Genomic DNA, 16488 nt, shown 5'->3' with positions numbered 1-16488 from the left:
GACCGAAACGGGCCGCCGCCTCGGAGCGGCCCACCCCTTTCAACGCCGGTTCGAGAGGCTTGTAAATGGCCGACCACGCAACCCACGACGCCCAAGCCCGGGCGAGCCTGCATCTGCTGGTGCGGGACATCGAGCGGGTCCGCCGGCAGGTGGACGCACTGCGCACGCTCACCGCCCAGCTCGGCAATGTGTACCGCCCGCGGCGATCCGGTCCCTCCACGGGCTTCGTCGTCTACGGCAGGGCCCCGGCCCCCACCGTCCGGCTCGCCCAGGAGCTGCGGGACAGCGTCGAGACCCTGGTGACCGCGGCGGTGGACTTCGACCGTTCGCTGGGCTTCTCGTGGGACGCGGTGGGCTCGGCGCTCGGCGTCACCAAGCAGGCGGTCCACCGCCGTTACGGCGCCCGCCGGGCGGCGGCCCAGCAGCCCGCCACGGCCGAGGCGGACCACGCCGTCGAGCCGGGCGGTACGCGCACGATGCCCTCGGTCCCGGCCGCGCGCTCGATGCCGCCCCAGCCCACGTCCGGCTCCCAGACCCTCCGCGAGGAGGTCCGCCCGAGCGCCTTCCCCGGCCCGCGCAACGGCTGACCCCCACCGGCCGCCCCGCCCCCACTCCCGGGGCGGGGCGGCCGCCCCATGTCCTCGGTTCCAGCCCTGCAACTTCGGCTGTCCGCCTGACCGTCATCGCGGCCGGCCTCCGAATCAGCGGCCCGAAGAGGGTCGGCGCCGTCCTCGCCCCCTCGCGCCGCCGCCCCCTCGCGCCGCCACGCCCCCGGTACGCCGGTCCGCCGTCCGCCGCGCCCTCGGGCCGCCGCGCCGCCGCGCCGCGCCCGCCCGGGCGTCACCCGATGTCGGGCGGGTCCACCCGGACGCGCACCGGGTCCGTACCGCCCCGGGCCAGCCGTGCCGCCTGGGCCGCCTTCAGGGCGGCGGCCAGCGCTGCCCCGCTGCCGGGCGGGACCCGGAGAAGGGCCCGCTCCCAGACCTCGCCGGGCGGTGCGTCGCCGGGGCGGCGCGGGGCGCCCGGGGGCGGGGGCGGCAGCGGCACGGGGCCGAGCACCTCCGCCTCGGGGGGCAGCTCCGCGGCGGCAAGGAACGCCGCCACCGCCTCCGCCCGCCCGGTCACGGCCGCCATCCGCGAGACCGGGGGGAAGCCCAGCTCCGCCCGCTCGGCCAGCTCCCGCTGCGCGTGGCCCACCGGGTCCCACCGCACCAGTGCCTGCACGGGCCGCAGCGTCGGCTCGGCCACGATCACGACGGTGCCGCCCTCGTCCTGGCCCCGCACCAGCGAGGCCGCGTCGATCCAGCGCCGCAGCGCCTCCTCGCCCGAGCGCAGGTCGGCCCGCCCGAGCATGGCCCAGCCGTCCAGCAGCAGCGCCGCCGCGTACCCGCCCTCGGCGACCGGCTCGGCGCCCGGGGTGCTGACCACCAGCGCGGGCCGGGCGGGCACGGTGTCCAGGACGTGGTCGCGCCCCGACGTCCGCACCGGAACGGCCGGGAACGCCCGCCCCAGCTCCTCCGCCGTGCGCCGGGCGCCCACCACCTGGGCGCGCAGCCGGACGGACCCGCACTCCACGCAGTGCCAGTCGGGCGCGCCCAGCCCGCACCAGCCGCACCTCAACTCCCGCTGCTCCGGCGCCTCCAGGGGTCCCGCGCAGTGCCGGCACCGCGCGGGCGTGCGGCACCGCTCGCAGGCCAGCCTCGGTACGTACCCCCGCCTCGGCACCTGCACCAGCACCGGCCCGGACTTCAGGCCCTCGCGTGCCACCTGCCAGGCCAGCGACGGCAGCCGGGCCGCCCGCGCCGCCTCGTCCCGCGCCAGCTCCCCGTCCCCCACGGTCCGTACGAGCGGCGCGGCGGACCGGACCTGCTCGCGGGGCGCCGGCAGCGGGCGCGCCCAGCCGCTCTCGACGAGCTGGGCGGCCTCGACGGTGCAGCTCGTACCGCCCAGCAGGAAGCCGCACTTGTCGTGCGCGGCGCGCAGCAGCAGCACCTCGCGCGCGTGGGGCAGCGGCGCGTGCTGCTCGCTGTGGCTGGAGTCCCCGTCGTCCCAGATGGCGACGAGCCCCAGGTCCCGCACCGGGGCGAACATCGCCGCCCGCGTCCCCACGGCCGCCCGCACCGCCCCGCGCCGCACGGCGAGCCACTGCGCGTACCGCTTCTCGGGCCCGGCCTCGGCGGTCAGCACCGCGTGCCGCCCCTCCCCCAGCACGGCGGTCAGCGCCGCGTCCACCCGCCCGGCCGCGCGCCCGTCGGGCACCACGACGAGCGCGCCGCGCCCCGACGCCAGGGTGGCGGCCACCGCGCGGGCCAGCTCCTCCGCCCAGTGCGGCCCGGGCAGCGCGTTCCACACGGCCCTGGGCGAGCGGCCCGCCGCGAGGGCCGCCAGGAACGCCTCGCCCCGCACGTACCTCCCCCACGTGCCGGGCTCCGGCGTCGGGGGCGGCGGCAGCGGCTGCGGTGACGGCCGGCCCTCGGCACGGGCATTGCGCGGCGGAATCGCCAGTTGCAGCACGTCGGCGAGGCTCCCGGCGTACCGGTCGGCCACCGCACGAGCGAGTCCCAGCAGCTCGGAGCTCAGCACCGGCTCGGGCGACACGACGTCGGCCAGCGCGGCGAGCGGCCCGGAGTAGTCCGACTCGGCCCGCCGCTCGACGAGGAACCCGTCGATGAGCCGCCCGCCCTCACGCCGCCCGCCCCGCACCTGGTGCGCCCCAGCCCCGAACCGCACCCGCACCCGCACGCCCGGCTGCGCGACCGCGTCGAGCTCCTCGGGCACGGCGTAGTCGAAGAACTGATCCAGGTGCAGCACGCCCTTGTTCACCACGACCCGCGCGACCGGCAGCTCCTTCGCCAGCGCGGCCCCCCGCCAGGTGCGCGGCTTGGCCCTGGGTACCTTCGCCTTGCGCACCGTCTCCCGTATGAGCGCGAGCTGCTCGGGCGGCTCGGCCCCCCGACCGCCTCCACCCTCCGGCTTCCCGTTCTCGCTGCTCACAGCCCCATTCCTACCAGAGCCCACTGACAGTGCCCGCTGTCAGTGGCATGCGCTTGTATGTCCGCGTGACCGTCTACGACACCGCCGAGCTGCTGCCCGCGACACCCGTCCTCCGCGACCACTGCCGTGCGCTGGCCATGCTGGAGGCGATCCTCTGCCCCGACGCCCGCTTCCGGCACTACACGTTCGACACGCGCTGGTCCGCGACCGAGGAGCTCGCGTCGATGAGCAATGGCGCGGGTGACGAGTTCTCGATCGTCTTTTCGCCCGCCGGGGCGTACGTCCGGGGCTTCGACCACGAGTCGCCGATGAGCCCGTATGTCGACGAAGCGCCGTGGCCGGGCGTCGTCGACGAGGTCCCGGAGGTCTTTCGGCGGTACGTGGAGGAGCCGGCCTTCTCGGACGGCGTCGGATTCCCGTCGGTGACCGCCTGCCTATGGCGGACCACGGGGGACGACACCTGGCGTACCGGCACGATCGACTTCCCCGACCACGGCGACCCGGACGGGTCGGCCTACCTGTTCGAGCACCTGACGGACCGGTCGGTGGAGACGTACCAGGGGTTCGCCGAGGACATGCACGAGGTGCCGGTCGATCCGGACGCCGTAGGCCACGTCCTCGCCCTGCGTCCGCTCACCGACGAGGTGGTCACGGCGCTGAACCCGAAGCTCACCCTCGCCGATCTCGCCGAGGACCTCGCGGCCACCGGCTATCCCCGGCACAGCCGCTGAAACGCCGAAGTCCGGCACCCCGGAAAGGAGTGCCGGACTTCGGAGCGATCGAAGGGCTACAGCCCCGCCGCCTTGCGCAGCGCGTCCACGCGGTCCGTGCGCTCCCAGGTGAAGTCGGGGAGCTCGCGGCCGAAGTGGCCGTAGGCCGCCGTCTGGCTGTAGATCGGGCGCAGCAGGTCGAGGTCGCGGATGATCGCGGCCGGGCGGAGGTCGAAGACCTCGGCGATGGCGTTCTCGATCCGCTCCACCTCGACCTTGGCGGTGCCGAAGGTCTCGACGAAGAGGCCGACCGGCTCGGCCTTGCCGATGGCGTACGCGACCTGGACCTCGCAGCGGGAGGCGAGGCCCGCCGCGACGACGTTCTTGGCGACCCAGCGCATGGCGTAGGCGGCCGAGCGGTCGACCTTGGACGGGTCCTTGCCGGAGAAGGCGCCGCCGCCGTGGCGGGCCATGCCGCCGTAGGTGTCGATGATGATCTTGCGGCCGGTCAGGCCGGCGTCGCCCATCGGGCCGCCGATCTCGAAGCGGCCGGTCGGGTTGACCAGCAGGCGGTAGCCGTCGGTGTCCAGCTTGATGCCGTCGTCCAGGAGCTGCTTGAGCACGTGCTCGACGACGAACTCGCGGATGTCGGGCGCGAGCAGCGACTCCAGGTCGATGTCCGAGGCGTGCTGCGAGGAGACGACGACCGTGTCGAGGCGGACGGCCTTGTCGCCGTCGTACTCGATGGTGACCTGGGTCTTGCCGTCGGGACGGAGGTAGGGGATGGTGCCGTTCTTGCGGACCTCGGTCAGGCGCTTGGACAGCCGGTGCGCGATGTGGATCGGCAGCGGCATCAGCTCGGGCGTCTCGTCCGACGCGTACCCGAACATCAGGCCCTGGTCGCCGGCGCCCTGCTTGTCGAGCTCGTCCTCGTCGCCCTCGACGCGCTTCTCGTACGCCGTGTCGACGCCCTGCGCGATGTCGGGCGACTGCGCGCCGATCGAGACGGAGACGCCACAGGACGCGCCGTCGAAGCCCTTCTTCGAGGAGTCGTAACCGATCTCCAGGATCTTGTTGCGCACCAGCGTGGGGATGTCGGCGTACGCCTTGGTCGTCACCTCGCCGGCCACGTGCACCAGGCCGGTGGTGATCAACGTCTCCACGGCGACGCGGGAGGTGGGGTCCTCCCGCAGCAGCGCATCGAGAATGGTGTCGCTGATCTGGTCAGCGATCTTGTCGGGGTGACCCTCGGTCACGGACTCCGAGGTGAAGAGACGACGGGACACAACGCTCCCTGGGTTTGCAGCGGCTGCTGGCTGATCATTTGCGGAACCGGCAGGGGGCTGCGCCCCGCGTCGTTCCGAGGACAGTTTATCGGGCGCTCTCGGCCGTTGGACCAGGTGTCTCGCACGGTGGGCGACGGATCGGCCACATCTGCCGTATCGGCGGTACGAAGATCGGCTCTCACCACGGGCCGGATCGCCGGTTTTCCTATGGTTTCCTCCACCCAAAGGGGCGAAATGAGAGATTCATCCTGATTTATCCGAGTCGTTGATCCGAGTCGTCGTTCCGAGTCGCGGTGTCCACGGCGCCGAGCCGGGGGGCGACAAGATCCCAGACGGTCTCCGCCAGGGCCTCCTTCGGCCCGTACGGAACGGGGGTCTCGGTGCCGTCCGTGGCCAGCACCACGGCCTCGTTCTCCTCGGAGCCGAAGGTCTTGCGCTCCCCCACCTCGTTCACGACGAGCAGGTCGCAGCCCTTGCGGCGGAGCTTGTCACGACCATTGGCCAAAACATGATCCGTTTCGGCGGCGAAGCCGACGATCACCTGGCCCGGACGGGCGCGCTCCGCGGAGATCTCGGCCAGGATGTCCGGGTTGCGGACCAGCACGATGGGCGCCGGCTCCTGGCCGTCCCTCTTCTTGATCTTGCCCTCGGCGTACGTGGCGGGGCGGAAGTCCGCGACGGCCGCGGCCATCACCACGGCGTCCGCGTCGGCCGCCGCCTTGAGCACCGCCTCGCGGAGCTGGACCGCGGTCCCCACGTGGACGACGTCGACCCCCGCCGGGTCCGGCATGCCGGTGTTGGCCTCGATCAGCGTCACCCGGGCACCCCGGGCGGCGGCGGTCCTGGCCAGGGCGTACCCCTGCTTGCCGGAGGAACGGTTACCCAGGTAGCGCACCGGGTCCAGCGGCTCACGCGTGCCGCCCGCGCTGACCACGACGTGGCGGCCCGCGAGGTCGGGCCCGGCGGCGGCGCCGCGCGCGAGCACCCGCCGGCAGATCTCGAAGATCTCGTCCGGGTCCGGCAGCCGGCCCTTGCCGGTGTCGACGCCGGTGAGGCGGCCCACGGCCGGCTCGATCACCACGGCGCCCCGGCGCCGCAGCGTGGCGACGTTCTCCTGGGTGGCGGGGTGCTCCCACATCTCGGTGTGCATGGCGGGCGCGAAGACCACCGGGCACCGGGCGGTGAGCAGCGTGTTGGTCAGCAGGTCGTCGGCGAGGCCGTGGGCGGCCTTGGCGAGCATGTCGGCGGTGGCGGGGGCGACGACCACGAGGTCGGCGTGCTGCCCGATGCGGACGTGCGGGACCTCGTGGACGTCCGACCAGACCTCGGTCGAGACCGGGTTGCCGGAGAGGGCGGACCAGGTGGCGGCGCCCACGAAGTTCAGGGCGGACGCCGTCGGGACGACCCGTACGTCATGGCCGGACTCGGTCAGCCGCCGCAGCAGTTCGCACGCCTTGTAGGCGGCGATGCCACCGCTGACTCCGAGGACGACCTTCGGCTTGTCCACTCAACGCCTCCCGGCTCCGTGACTCGTCAGAGTCGTACGACTCCATGACACACCACAGGCCCGGTGGAGTCTCCGCCGGGCCTGTCATGACGTGCAGTGGGGCACCTACTGGGCCGGGCCCTCGATGGCCTCGGAGGTCAGCAGACCCGCGTTGATCTCACGCAGGGCGATCGAGAGCGGCTTCTCGTGGACGTGGGTGTCCACCAGCGGACCGACGTACTCCAGCAGGCCCTCACCGAGCTGCGAGTAGTACGCGTTGATCTGACGCGCACGCTTGGCCGCGTAGATCACGAGGCTGTACTTCGAGTCAGTGGCCTCGAGCAGCTCGTCGATCGGCGGGTTGATGATGCCCTCGGGCGCGGTGATGGAAGAGGACACGCTCTACCTTCCGAAAAAGTGGACAAAGATCAAACAACTGCCATCAAGGCTAGCAGCTCACGGGCTACGTCCTCGACGGAGGTGTTGACGAGGGTGGTGTCGAACTCGGACTCCGCCGCGAGCTCGATCTTGGCTGCTTCCAGACGCCGCTCGATGACCTCCGGCGGCTCCGTGCCCCGCCCGGTCAGCCGGCGGACCAGCTCGTCCCAGCTCGGCGGGGCGAGGAAGACGAGCTGGGCCTCCGGCATCGACTCGCGGACCAGCCGCGCGCCCTGGAGGTCGATCTCCAGCAGCACGGGCTCCCCCGCGTCGAGCCGCTCCAGCACGGCGCGGCGCGGCGTGCCGTAGCGGTTTCCGGCGAACTCGGCCCACTCCAGCAGCTCGCCGTTGGCGATCAGCTTGTCGAACTCGTCATCGGTGACGAAGTAGTACTGAACGCCGTCCCGCTCGCCGGGTCGCGGCTTGCGGGTCGTGGCGGACACCGACAGCCAGACCTCGGGGTGGACCTTGCGCATATGAGCGACGACCGTGCTCTTGCCGACCCCGGAGGGGCCGGAGAGCACGGTCAGTCGCGGACGTACGTCCGGGGGCTCGGGGGCGGTCCCCCGGGATGTTGCAGCCATGGGGCGATTATTCCAGGTTTACTCCAGTGCCCTGGACGTCAGGCCCCGGTGCTGCCGAACTCGCGCTCCAGGGAGGCGATCTGGTTGGAGCCGAGACCCCGCACACGACGGCTCTCGGAGATGCCGAGCCGCTCCATGATCTGCTTGGCGCGGACCTTGCCCACGCCCGGCAGGGACTCCAGGAGGGCGGAGACCTTCATCTTGCCGATGACCTCGTTCTCCTGGCCCTGCTTGATGACCTCTTGGAGCGAGGCGCCGGAGTGCTTGAGTCGATTCTTGACCTCGGCCCGCTCCCGGCGAGCCGCGGCGGCCTTTTCGAGCGCGGCTGCGCGCTGTTCAGGGGTAAGGGGCGGAAGAGCCACGCCTACGTCACCTCGGATGTCGAACTGTCGGATACGGACCGGTGAGGAACCTAGTCGGCCCACACCAGGGGAGCAACGAGCAACGCAGTGCACGTTGGCTCTGCGACGGAGACTAGCGGCCATGGCCGCCAGAGTCAGCGAGAACAGCGGAAAAGTCCTGGTCAGCATCGACCTACCCAGACATTTGGGATATAACGACCCGGTTTTGCGCGCAGATTCCGACCAAGCGGATCCCGTGTCGGCCGAACGTGAGGTACGTCACGCCTCGAACGACGGAGCCCACGGTCACCTGGCGGTGACCGTGGGCTCCGGACGGGCTGGACCGGGCGGTGTCAGGCGCCGACCGCCGCCCGCACCTCGTCCGCGTACCGCTCAGCGGCCTCGCGCAGCGCCGCCGCGTCCGGACCGTGGCGCAGGACGCCCCGGCTGACGTTCGGGACGACGTTGCGCACGGCCGGGCCGAAGACGGCCGGCAGGTCGGCCGGGGTCGCGCCCTGGGCGCCGATGCCGGGGGCGAGCAGCGGGCCGTTGATGTCGAGGTCGTACGAGGAGAGGTCGCCGAGCGTGGCGCCGACGACCGCGCCGAAGGAGCCCATGGGGCTCTGGCCGGCGTTGTCCTCGGCGAGGTGGGCGAGCATGGTCGCGCCGATGGTGCGGCCGTCCTCGCGGACCGCGCGCTGGACCTCGGCGCCCTCCGGGTTGGAGGTCAGCGCGAGGACGAACAGTCCGGCGCCGCTCTCGCGGGCCAGGTCGACGGCGGGCTTCAGCGAGCCGTACCCGAGGTAGGGCGAGACCGTGAGCGCGTCGGAGAACAGCGGGGAGTCCTTGCGCAGGTAGGTCTCGGCGTAGGCGGCCATGGTGGAGCCGATGTCGCCGCGCTTGGCGTCCATGACGACCAGCGCGCCCGCGTCCCTGAGGTCCGCGACGGCCTGCTCCAGGACGGCGATGCCGCGCGAGCCGAACCGCTCGAAGAAGGCGCTCTGCGGCTTGAAGACGGCGACGGTGCCGGCGAGGGCGTCCACGACCGTGCGCGTGAACCGCTCCAGGCCCGCCACGTCGTCGTTCAGGCCCCAGGCGGACAGCAGGGAGCCGTGCGGGTCGATGCCGACGCACAGCGGGCCACGGGCGTCCATGGCGTGCCTCAGACGGGCACCGAAGGGTTCCAGCGGGCTCATACGGCGGCCTTTCGGGTGTCGGCGCCGACGGCCTCGGCGAGGGTGGCGTACGGGGAGGCCTTCAGCCGGGCGGCGAGGCCCTTGTGGATGGCGCGGGCGTAGAACGGACCCTCGTAGATGAAGGCGCTGTAGCCCTGGACCAGGGTGGCGCCGGCGAGGATGCGCTGCCAGGCGTCCTCGGCGTTCTCGATGCCGCCGACGCCGACGAGCGTGATGCGGTCGCCCACGCGCGCGTAGAGGCGGCGCAGCACCTCCAGGGAGCGCTTCTTCAGCGGCGCCCCGGACAGGCCGCCGGTCTCGCCGGTGAGATGCGCCGGGGACTTCAGGCCCTCGCGGGCGATCGTGGTGTTGGTGGCGATGATGCCGTCCAGGCCCAGCTCGACGGCGAGGTCGGCGACCGCGTCGACGTCCTCGTCGGCCAGGTCCGGTGCGATCTTGACGAGCAGCGGGACGCGGCGGTCGGTGACCGTGCGGTCGGCGGCCTCGCGGACGGCCGTCAGCAGGGGCCGCAGCGACTCCGTGGCCTGGAGGTTGCGGAGTCCCGGGGTGTTCGGCGAGGAGACGTTGACGACCAGGTAGTCCGCGTGGCGGGCGAGCCGCTCGGTGGACTTCACGTAGTCGGCGGCGGCCTCGGCCTCCGGGACGACCTTGGTCTTGCCGATGTTGACGCCCACGACGGTCCGGAAGACCGGCACGCGCGCGTGGAGGCGCTCCGCGACGGCCGCCGAACCGTCGTTGTTGAAACCCATGCGGTTGATCAGGGCGCGGTCCGCGACGAGGCGGAAGAGGCGCTTCTTGGGGTTGCCGGGCTGCGGCTCGCCCGTGACCGTGCCGATCTCGACGTGGTCGAAGCCGAGCATCGCCATGCCGTCGATGGCGACGGCGTTCTTGTCGAAGCCGGCGGCGAGCCCGAAGGGGCCGTGCATGCGCAGGCCGAGCGCCTCGGTGCGCAGCTCCTTGAAGCGGGGGGCCAGGGCGGCGGCGAGGAAGGTGCGCAGCACAGGGATGCGGGCAGCGAGGCGGATCCAGCGGAAGGCCAGGTAGTGGGCCTGCTCCGGGTCCATCCGGGTGAAGAACAGCCGGAAGAAGAGCTTGTACATGGTGTGGTGTCCTCATGAGGAGGGGGACACCGTTTCCGGTGTCCCCCTCGTGGGCTGCTAGTCGCGGGCCGCGGTCAGGTGCTCCGCGTGTTCCTGGAGGGAACGGACGCCCACTCCGCCGTGGTTGAGCGCGTCGATGCCCTGGACGGCGGCGGCGAGCGCCTGGACCGTCGTCAGGCACGGGACGCCGCGCGCCACGGCCGCCGTGCGGATCTCGTAGCCGTCGAGGCGGCCGCCGGTGCCGTACGGGGTGTTGACGATGAGGTCGACCTCGCCGTCGTGGATGAGGCGGACGATGGTCTTCTCGCCGTTCGGGCCCTCGCCCTCGGACTGCTTGCGCACCACGGTGGCGTTGATGCCGTTGCGCTTGAGGACCTCGGCGGTGCCGGAGGTGGCCATCAGCTCGAAGCCGTGGGCGACCAGCTCGCGGGCCGGGAAGATCATCGAGCGCTTGTCGCGGTTGGCGACCGAGATGAACGCGCGGCCCTTGGTGGGCAGCGGGCCGTAGGCGCCGGCCTGCGACTTGGCGTACGCGGTGCCGAAGACCGCGTCGATGCCCATGACCTCGCCGGTGGAGCGCATCTCCGGGCCGAGGACGGTGTCCACGCCGCGGCCGTGCACGTCGCGGAAGCGCGACCACGGCATCACGGCCTCCTTGACGGAGATCGGCGCGTCCAGCGGCAGGGTGCCGCCGTCGCCGGTCTTCGGCAGCAGGCCCTCTTCGCGGAGCTCGGCGATGGTGGCGCCGAGCGAGATGCGGGCGGCGGCCTTGGCCAGCGGCACGGCGGTCGCCTTGGAGGTGAAGGGGACCGTGCGGCTGGCGCGCGGGTTGGCCTCCAGGACGTACAGGATGTCGCCGGCCATCGCGAACTGGATGTTGATCAGGCCCCGGACCCCGACCCCGCGGGCGATCGCCTCGGTGGAGGCGCGCAGCCGCTTGATGTCGTGGCCGCCGAGGGTGATCGGGGGCAGGGCGCACGCCGAGTCGCCGGAGTGGATGCCGGCCTCCTCGATGTGCTCCATGACGCCGCCGAGGTACAGCTCGGTGCCGTCGTACAGGGCGTCGACGTCGATCTCGATGGCGTCGTCGAGGAACCGGTCGACCAGGACCGGGCGGTCCGGGGAGATCTCGGTGGACTCGGCGATGTACGACTCCAGGCGCGCCTCGTCGTACACGATCTCCATGCCGCGGCCGCCGAGCACGTACGACGGGCGTACGAGCACGGGGTAGCCGATCTCGTCGGCGATCGCCTTGGCGCCGGCGAAGGTGGTCGCGGTGCCGTGCTTGGGGGCGGGCAGCCCGGCCTCGGCGAGGACCTGGCCGAAGGCGCCGCGGTCCTCGGCGGCATGGATGGCCTCCGGGGACGTGCCGACGATGGGCACGCCGTTGTCCTTGAGCGCCTGGGCGAGGCCGAGCGGGGTCTGGCCACCGAGCTGGACGACGACGCCCGCGATGGGGCCGGCCTTCGACTCGGCGTGGACGATCTCCAGCACGTCCTCGAGCGTGAGCGGCTCGAAGTACAGGCGGTCGGAGGTGTCGTAGTCCGTCGAGACCGTCTCGGGGTTGCAGTTGACCATCACGGTCTCGTAGCCCGCGTCGCTGAGCGCGAAGGAGGCGTGGACGCACGAGTAGTCGAACTCGATGCCCTGGCCGATGCGGTTCGGGCCGGAGCCCAGGATGATCACCGCGGGCTTCTCGCGCGGCGCGACCTCGCTCTCCTCGTCGTACGAGGAGTAGAAGTACGGGGTCTTCGCGGCGAACTCGGCGGCGCAGGTGTCGACCGTCTTGTAGACCGGGCGGACGCCGAGGGACTGGCGGACCTCGCGGACGACGTCCTCGCGCAGGCCCCGGATCCCGGCGATCTGGGCGTCGGAGAAGCCGTGGCGCTTGGCCTCGGCGAGCAGGTCGGCGTCGAGGCGGTCGGCGGCGGCCAGCTCGTCGGCGATCTCCTTGATCAGGAAGAGCTGGTCGACGAACCAGGGGTCGATCTTCGTGGCGTCGAAGACCTCCTGGGGGGTGGCGCCGGCGCGGATGGCCTGCATGACGGTGTTGATGCGGCCGTCGGTCGGGCGGACCGCCTCGCGCAGCAGCTCCGCCTTGTCACCGACGGGGCCGGTGAAGGTGAACTGGCTGCCCTTCTTCTCCAGCGAGCGCAGCGCCTTCTGGAGCGCCTCGGTGAAGTTCCGGCCGATGGCCATGGCCTCGCCGACCGACTTCATGGTCGTGGTCAGCGTCGAGTCGGCCGACGGGAACTTCTCGAAGGCGAAGCGCGGCGCCTTGACGACGACGTAGTCAAGGGTCGGCTCGAAGGACGCCGGGGTCTTCTCTGTGATGTCGTTGGGGATCTCGTCCAGCGTGTAGCCGACGGCGAGCCGGGCCGCGATCTTCGCGATCGGGAAGCCGGTGGCCTTCGACGCCAGCGCGGAGGAGCGGGAGACGCGGGGGTTCATCTCGATGACGATGACCCGGCCGTCCTCCGGGTTGACCGCGAACTGGATGTTGCAGCCACCCGTGTCCACGCCGACCTCGCGGATGATCGCGATGCCGACGTCACGGAGGATCTGGTACTCGCGGTCGGTGAGGGTCATCGCCGGGGCGACGGTGATGGAGTCACCGGTGTGGACGCCCATCGGGTCGAAGTTCTCGATGGAGCAGACGACCACGACGTTGTCGTGCTTGTCGCGCATCAGCTCCAGCTCGTACTCCTTCCAGCCGAGGATGGACTCCTCCAGGAGCACCTCGGTGGTGGGAGACAGGGTCAGGCCCTGGCCGGCGATGCGGCGCAGCTCCTCCTCGTCGTGGGCGAAGCCGGAGCCGGCGCCGCCCATGGTGAAGGAGGGGCGGACGACGACGGGGTAGCCGCCCAGCGTCTCGACGCCCTTGAGGACGTCGTCCATGGAGTGGCAGATCACCGAGCGGGCGGACTCGCCGTGGCCGATCTTGGCGCGGACGGCCTCCACCACGCCCTTGAACAGGTCGCGGTCCTCGCCCTTGTGGATGGCCTCGACGTTGGCGCCGATCAGCTCGACGCCGTACTTCTCCAGCACACCCTGCTCGTGCATGGAGATCGCGGTGTTGAGCGCGGTCTGGCCGCCGAGGGTGGGCAGGAGCGCGTCGGGGCGCTCCTTGGCGATGATCTTCTCGACGAACTCGGGGGTGATCGGCTCGACGTACGTGGCGTCGGCGATCTCCGGGTCGGTCATGATCGTCGCCGGGTTGGAGTTCACCAGGATGACCCGCAGGCCCTCGGACTTGAGGACGCGGCACGCCTGGGTGCCGGAGTAGTCGAACTCGGCGGCCTGGCCGATGACGATCGGGCCGGAGCCGATGACCAGGACGGACTGGATATCGGTGCGCTTAGGCACGCTGGCCCTCCATCAGGGAAACGAAGCGGTCGAACAGGTACGCGGCGTCGTGCGGGCCGGCAGCCGCTTCGGGGTGGTACTGGACGCTGAAGGCCGGCTGGTCGAGCAGGTGGAGGCCCTCCACCACGTTGTCGTTGAGGCAGACGTGGGAGACCTCGGCGCGGCCGTAGGGGGTGTCGGACACCTTGTCGAGCGGGGCGTCGACGGCGAAGCCGTGGTTGTGCGCGGTGACCTCGACCTTGCCGGTCGTACGGTCCTGCACGGGCTGGTTGATGCCTCGGTGGCCGTACTTCAGCTTGTAGGTGCCGAAGCCGAGCGCGCGGCCCAGGATCTGGTTGCCGAAGCAGATGCCGAACAGGGGCGTCTTGCGCTCCAGGACGGCGCGCATGACGGCGACGGGGCCGTCGGCGGTGGCGGGGTCGCCGGGGCCGTTGGAGAAGAACACGCCGTCGGGGTTGACGGCGTACACGTCCTCGGCGGTGGCGGTGGCGGGCAGCACGTGCACCTCGATGCCGCGCTCGGCCATCCGGTGCGGGGTCATGCCCTTGATGCCGAGGTCGACGGCGGCGACGGTGAACTTCTTCTCGCCGATCGCGGGGACGACGTACGGCTCGGTGGTGGCGACCTCGGCGGCCAGGTTCGCGCCCTTCATCTGCGGCTGCGCCCGGACCTTGTCCAGCAGCGCCTCCTCGCGGACGCCGGTCCACGCGTCGCCGGAGAAGATGCCGACGCGCATGGCGCCGCGCTCGCGGAGGTGGCGGGTGAGGGCACGGGTGTCGATGCCGCTGATGCCGACGACGCCCTGCGCGGCCAGCTCCTCGTCGAGCGTGCGCGTGGCGCGCCAGTTCGACGGGACGCGGGCGGGGTCGCGGACCACGTAGCCGGAGACCCAGATCCGCTTGGACTCGGGGTCCTCGTCGTTGACACCGGTGTTGCCGACGTGCGGCGCGGTCATCACGACGACCTGGCGGTGGTACGACGGGTCGGTCAGGGTCTCCTGGTAGCCGGTCATGCCGGTGGAGAAGACGGCCTCGCCGAAGGTCTCCCCCACGGCCCCGTAGGCACGGCCGCGGAAGGTGCGGCCGTCCTCCAGGACGAGTACGGCGGGAGTCTTGGCAGCTCCCCTTGTGGAGGTGGTCATCGTGCGGTGCCTTCCGTCGTGCTTACGTGGTTCATGGAGTTGATGGCCTCGGCCCAGGCCGTGTGCTCGGCCGCCCGGTCGGAGCGGAAGCCGGAGTCGATCAGTTGCTCGCCGTGCGCCCAGGTGACGATCAGCAGGCCGCCCTCGGCGAGGACCTTGCCCGCGATGCCCTTGTCGAGCCGGGCGCCGCGCAACTGCCCGGCCGGGACGAAGAAGTCGCGTGCCCCGGGGCGTACGACCTCCAGGCCCTGGTCGGTGAGCGTCAGCTCGACGCGGCTGCGGGTACCCAGGCCGTGGGCGACGATCCGGTCGAGCCACTGCCCGGCGGTGGTGGAGCCGTGGTAGCGGCCGGTCATCGTCAGTTTCGCCGTGCCGGGGGTTTCCGGCATTCCCGGCAGCTCGGGCAGGTCCGACTGGAGGCTGCCGCGCCACTTCCACCCCTGGCGCATCAGCCAGTAGAGGAGGGCGACGAAGAGCAGCAGTCCGGCGACCCAGCCGAGCCGGGCGGCCCAGTCGGTCACCTCGGCGGATTTCTGCTCCGCGGCCAGTTCGAAGAGTGTCACGCCAGCTTCCCGTCCATGAGCGTCGCCCGGCCCCGCAGGAAGGTGTGGGTGACGCGCCCCGGCAGCTCACGGCCCTCGTAGGGGGTGTTACGGCTGCGGGAGGCGAAGCCCGCGGGGTCCACGGGACCACGGTATGCCGGATCGACCAGTGTGAGGTTGGCGGGCTCACCAGCCGAGACGGGGCGGCCGTGGCCGGTGGCGCGGCCGATCTTCGCGGGCTTGAAGGACATACGGTCGGCGACGCCGGCCCAGTCCAGGAGCCCGGTCTCGACCATGGTGTGCTGGACGACGGACAGCGCGGTCTCCAGGCCGACCATGCCCATGGCGGCCGCGGCCCACTCGCAGTCCTTGTCCTCGTGCGGGTGCGGGGCGTGGTCGGTGGCGACGATGTCGATCGTGCCGTCGGCCAGGGCCTCGCGCAGCGCCATCACGTCGCGCTCGGTGCGCAGCGGCGGGTTGACCTTGTAGACCGGGTTGTACGAACGGACCAGCTCGTCGGTCAGGAGGAGGTGGTGCGGGGTGACCTCGGCGGTGACGTCGATGCCGCGCGACTTGGCCCAGCGGACGATCTCGACGGACCCGGCGGTCGACAGGTGGCAGATGTGGACGCGGGAGCCGACGTGCTCGGCGAGCAGCACGTCGCGGGCGATGATCGACTCCTCGGCGACGGCCGGCCAGCCGCCCAGGCCCAGCTCGGCGGAGACGACGCCCTCGTTCATCTGGGCGCCCTCGGTGAGGCGGGGCTCCTGGGCGTGCTGGGCGACGACGCCGCCGAAGGCCTTCACGTACTCCAGCGCGCGGCGCATGATCACGGCGTCGTCGACGCACTTGCCGTCGTCGGAGAAGACGGTGACGCCGGCGGCGGACTCGTGCATGGCGCCCAGCTCGGCCAGCTTCTTGCCCTCCAGGCCGACGGTGACGGCGCCGATGGGCTGCACGTCGCAGTAGCCGTGCTCCTGGCCGAGCCGGTAGACCTGCTCGACGACACCGGCGGTGTCGGCGACCGGGAAGGTGTTGGCCATGGCGAACACGGAGGTGTAGCCGCCGGAGGCGGCGGCGCGGGTGCCGGTGAGGACCGTCTCGGAGTCCTCACGGCCCGGCTCGCGGAGGTGGGTGTGCAGGTCGACCAGGCCGGGCAGCAGGATCCGCCCCTCGGCCTCGACGACGGTCGCCCCGTCGGCCGGCAGGCCCGTACCGACCTCTGCGATGGTCTCGCCGTCGATCAGGACGTCCTGGGCCTCGCCGCCCAGCACCTTCGCACCACGGATCAGGGTCTTGCTCAT

14 protein-coding genes are annotated in these 16488 nt (G+C 72.0%); 2 read left to right on the top strand and 12 right to left on the bottom strand.

The window, feature by feature from the left end; all coding sequences use genetic code 11:
• The first annotated feature begins 65 nt into the window (after positions 1 to 65).
• Positions 66 to 587 carry a hypothetical protein gene (locus AB0J57_RS26300; protein ID WP_366130744.1) on the top strand — a complete coding sequence of 174 codons (522 nt, stop codon included), beginning with the start codon at positions 66 to 68 and terminating at the stop codon, positions 585 to 587.
• A gap of 253 nt (positions 588 to 840) precedes the next feature.
• Here AB0J57_RS26300 and AB0J57_RS26295 read toward each other — a convergent pair whose 3' ends face one another.
• Positions 841 to 2994 (bottom strand): primosomal protein N', encoded by a 2154-nt coding sequence (locus AB0J57_RS26295; RefSeq protein ID WP_366130743.1) that lies wholly within the window; start codon positions 2992 to 2994, stop codon positions 841 to 843.
• A 65-nt stretch (positions 2995 to 3059) separates the two neighbouring features.
• On the opposite strand from AB0J57_RS26295, the gene AB0J57_RS26290 reads away from it, so the two are divergent.
• A complete protein-coding gene (locus AB0J57_RS26290) occupies positions 3060 to 3725 on the top strand; it encodes a hypothetical protein (protein WP_366130742.1) in 666 nt (221 codons plus the stop codon).
• 56 nt (positions 3726 to 3781) lie between these two features.
• Here the strand turns inward: AB0J57_RS26290 and metK are convergent, their stop codons facing one another.
• The 11 genes from metK to AB0J57_RS26235 all read right to left on the bottom strand — a co-directional run bounded on the left by metK (position 3782) and on the right by AB0J57_RS26235 (position 16488).
• On the bottom strand, positions 3782 to 4990 hold the full coding sequence (gene metK / locus AB0J57_RS26285; protein WP_366130741.1) for a methionine adenosyltransferase: 1209 nt from the start codon (positions 4988 to 4990) through the stop codon (positions 3782 to 3784).
• Positions 4991 to 5243: 253 nt separating this feature from the next.
• Positions 5244 to 6497, bottom strand: coding sequence for a bifunctional phosphopantothenoylcysteine decarboxylase/phosphopantothenate--cysteine ligase CoaBC (gene coaBC / locus AB0J57_RS26280; RefSeq protein WP_366130740.1), 1254 nt, complete (start codon positions 6495 to 6497; stop codon positions 5244 to 5246).
• Between the two features lie 105 nt (positions 6498 to 6602).
• Positions 6603 to 6875 (bottom strand): DNA-directed RNA polymerase subunit omega, encoded by a 273-nt coding sequence (rpoZ, locus tag AB0J57_RS26275; protein WP_005319902.1) that lies wholly within the window; start codon positions 6873 to 6875, stop codon positions 6603 to 6605.
• A 29-nt stretch (positions 6876 to 6904) separates the two neighbouring features.
• Complete coding sequence (gene gmk, locus AB0J57_RS26270; RefSeq protein WP_366130739.1) at positions 6905 to 7498, bottom strand: guanylate kinase; 594 nt, start codon at positions 7496 to 7498, stop codon at positions 6905 to 6907.
• 38 nt (positions 7499 to 7536) lie between these two features.
• A complete protein-coding gene (locus AB0J57_RS26265) occupies positions 7537 to 7860 on the bottom strand; it encodes an integration host factor (RefSeq protein WP_064068014.1) in 324 nt (107 codons plus the stop codon).
• A gap of 332 nt (positions 7861 to 8192) precedes the next feature.
• On the bottom strand, positions 8193 to 9035 hold the full coding sequence (gene pyrF / locus AB0J57_RS26260) for an orotidine-5'-phosphate decarboxylase (protein ID WP_366130738.1): 843 nt from the start codon (positions 9033 to 9035) through the stop codon (positions 8193 to 8195).
• Positions 9032 to 10135, bottom strand: coding sequence for a quinone-dependent dihydroorotate dehydrogenase (locus AB0J57_RS26255; RefSeq protein ID WP_366130737.1), 1104 nt, complete (start codon positions 10133 to 10135; stop codon positions 9032 to 9034). Before AB0J57_RS26255 ends, pyrF begins: the two co-directional genes overlap by 4 nt.
• Before the next feature lie 57 nt (positions 10136 to 10192).
• Positions 10193 to 13501, bottom strand: a complete 3309-nt coding sequence (carB, locus tag AB0J57_RS26250) for a carbamoyl-phosphate synthase large subunit (RefSeq protein WP_366130736.1) — start codon at positions 13499 to 13501, stop codon at positions 10193 to 10195.
• Positions 13494 to 14642 (bottom strand): glutamine-hydrolyzing carbamoyl-phosphate synthase small subunit, encoded by a 1149-nt coding sequence (carA, locus tag AB0J57_RS26245; protein WP_366130735.1) that lies wholly within the window; start codon positions 14640 to 14642, stop codon positions 13494 to 13496. Before carA ends, carB begins: the two co-directional genes overlap by 8 nt.
• The gene (locus AB0J57_RS26240; RefSeq protein ID WP_366130734.1) at positions 14639 to 15205 is read right to left on the bottom strand and encodes a hypothetical protein; all 567 of its coding nucleotides are present in this window, start codon (positions 15203 to 15205) and stop codon (positions 14639 to 14641) included. Before AB0J57_RS26240 ends, carA begins: the two co-directional genes overlap by 4 nt.
• Complete coding sequence (locus tag AB0J57_RS26235; protein ID WP_366130733.1) at positions 15202 to 16488, bottom strand: dihydroorotase; 1287 nt, start codon at positions 16486 to 16488, stop codon at positions 15202 to 15204. Before AB0J57_RS26235 ends, AB0J57_RS26240 begins: the two co-directional genes overlap by 4 nt.

Origin of the sequence: Streptomyces sp. NPDC049837, from assembly GCF_040674455.1 — a bacterium.
Taxonomy (GTDB): Bacteria; Actinomycetota; Actinomycetes; order Streptomycetales; family Streptomycetaceae; genus Streptomyces.
This window is presented reverse-complemented; position numbering and strand designations above follow the sequence as displayed.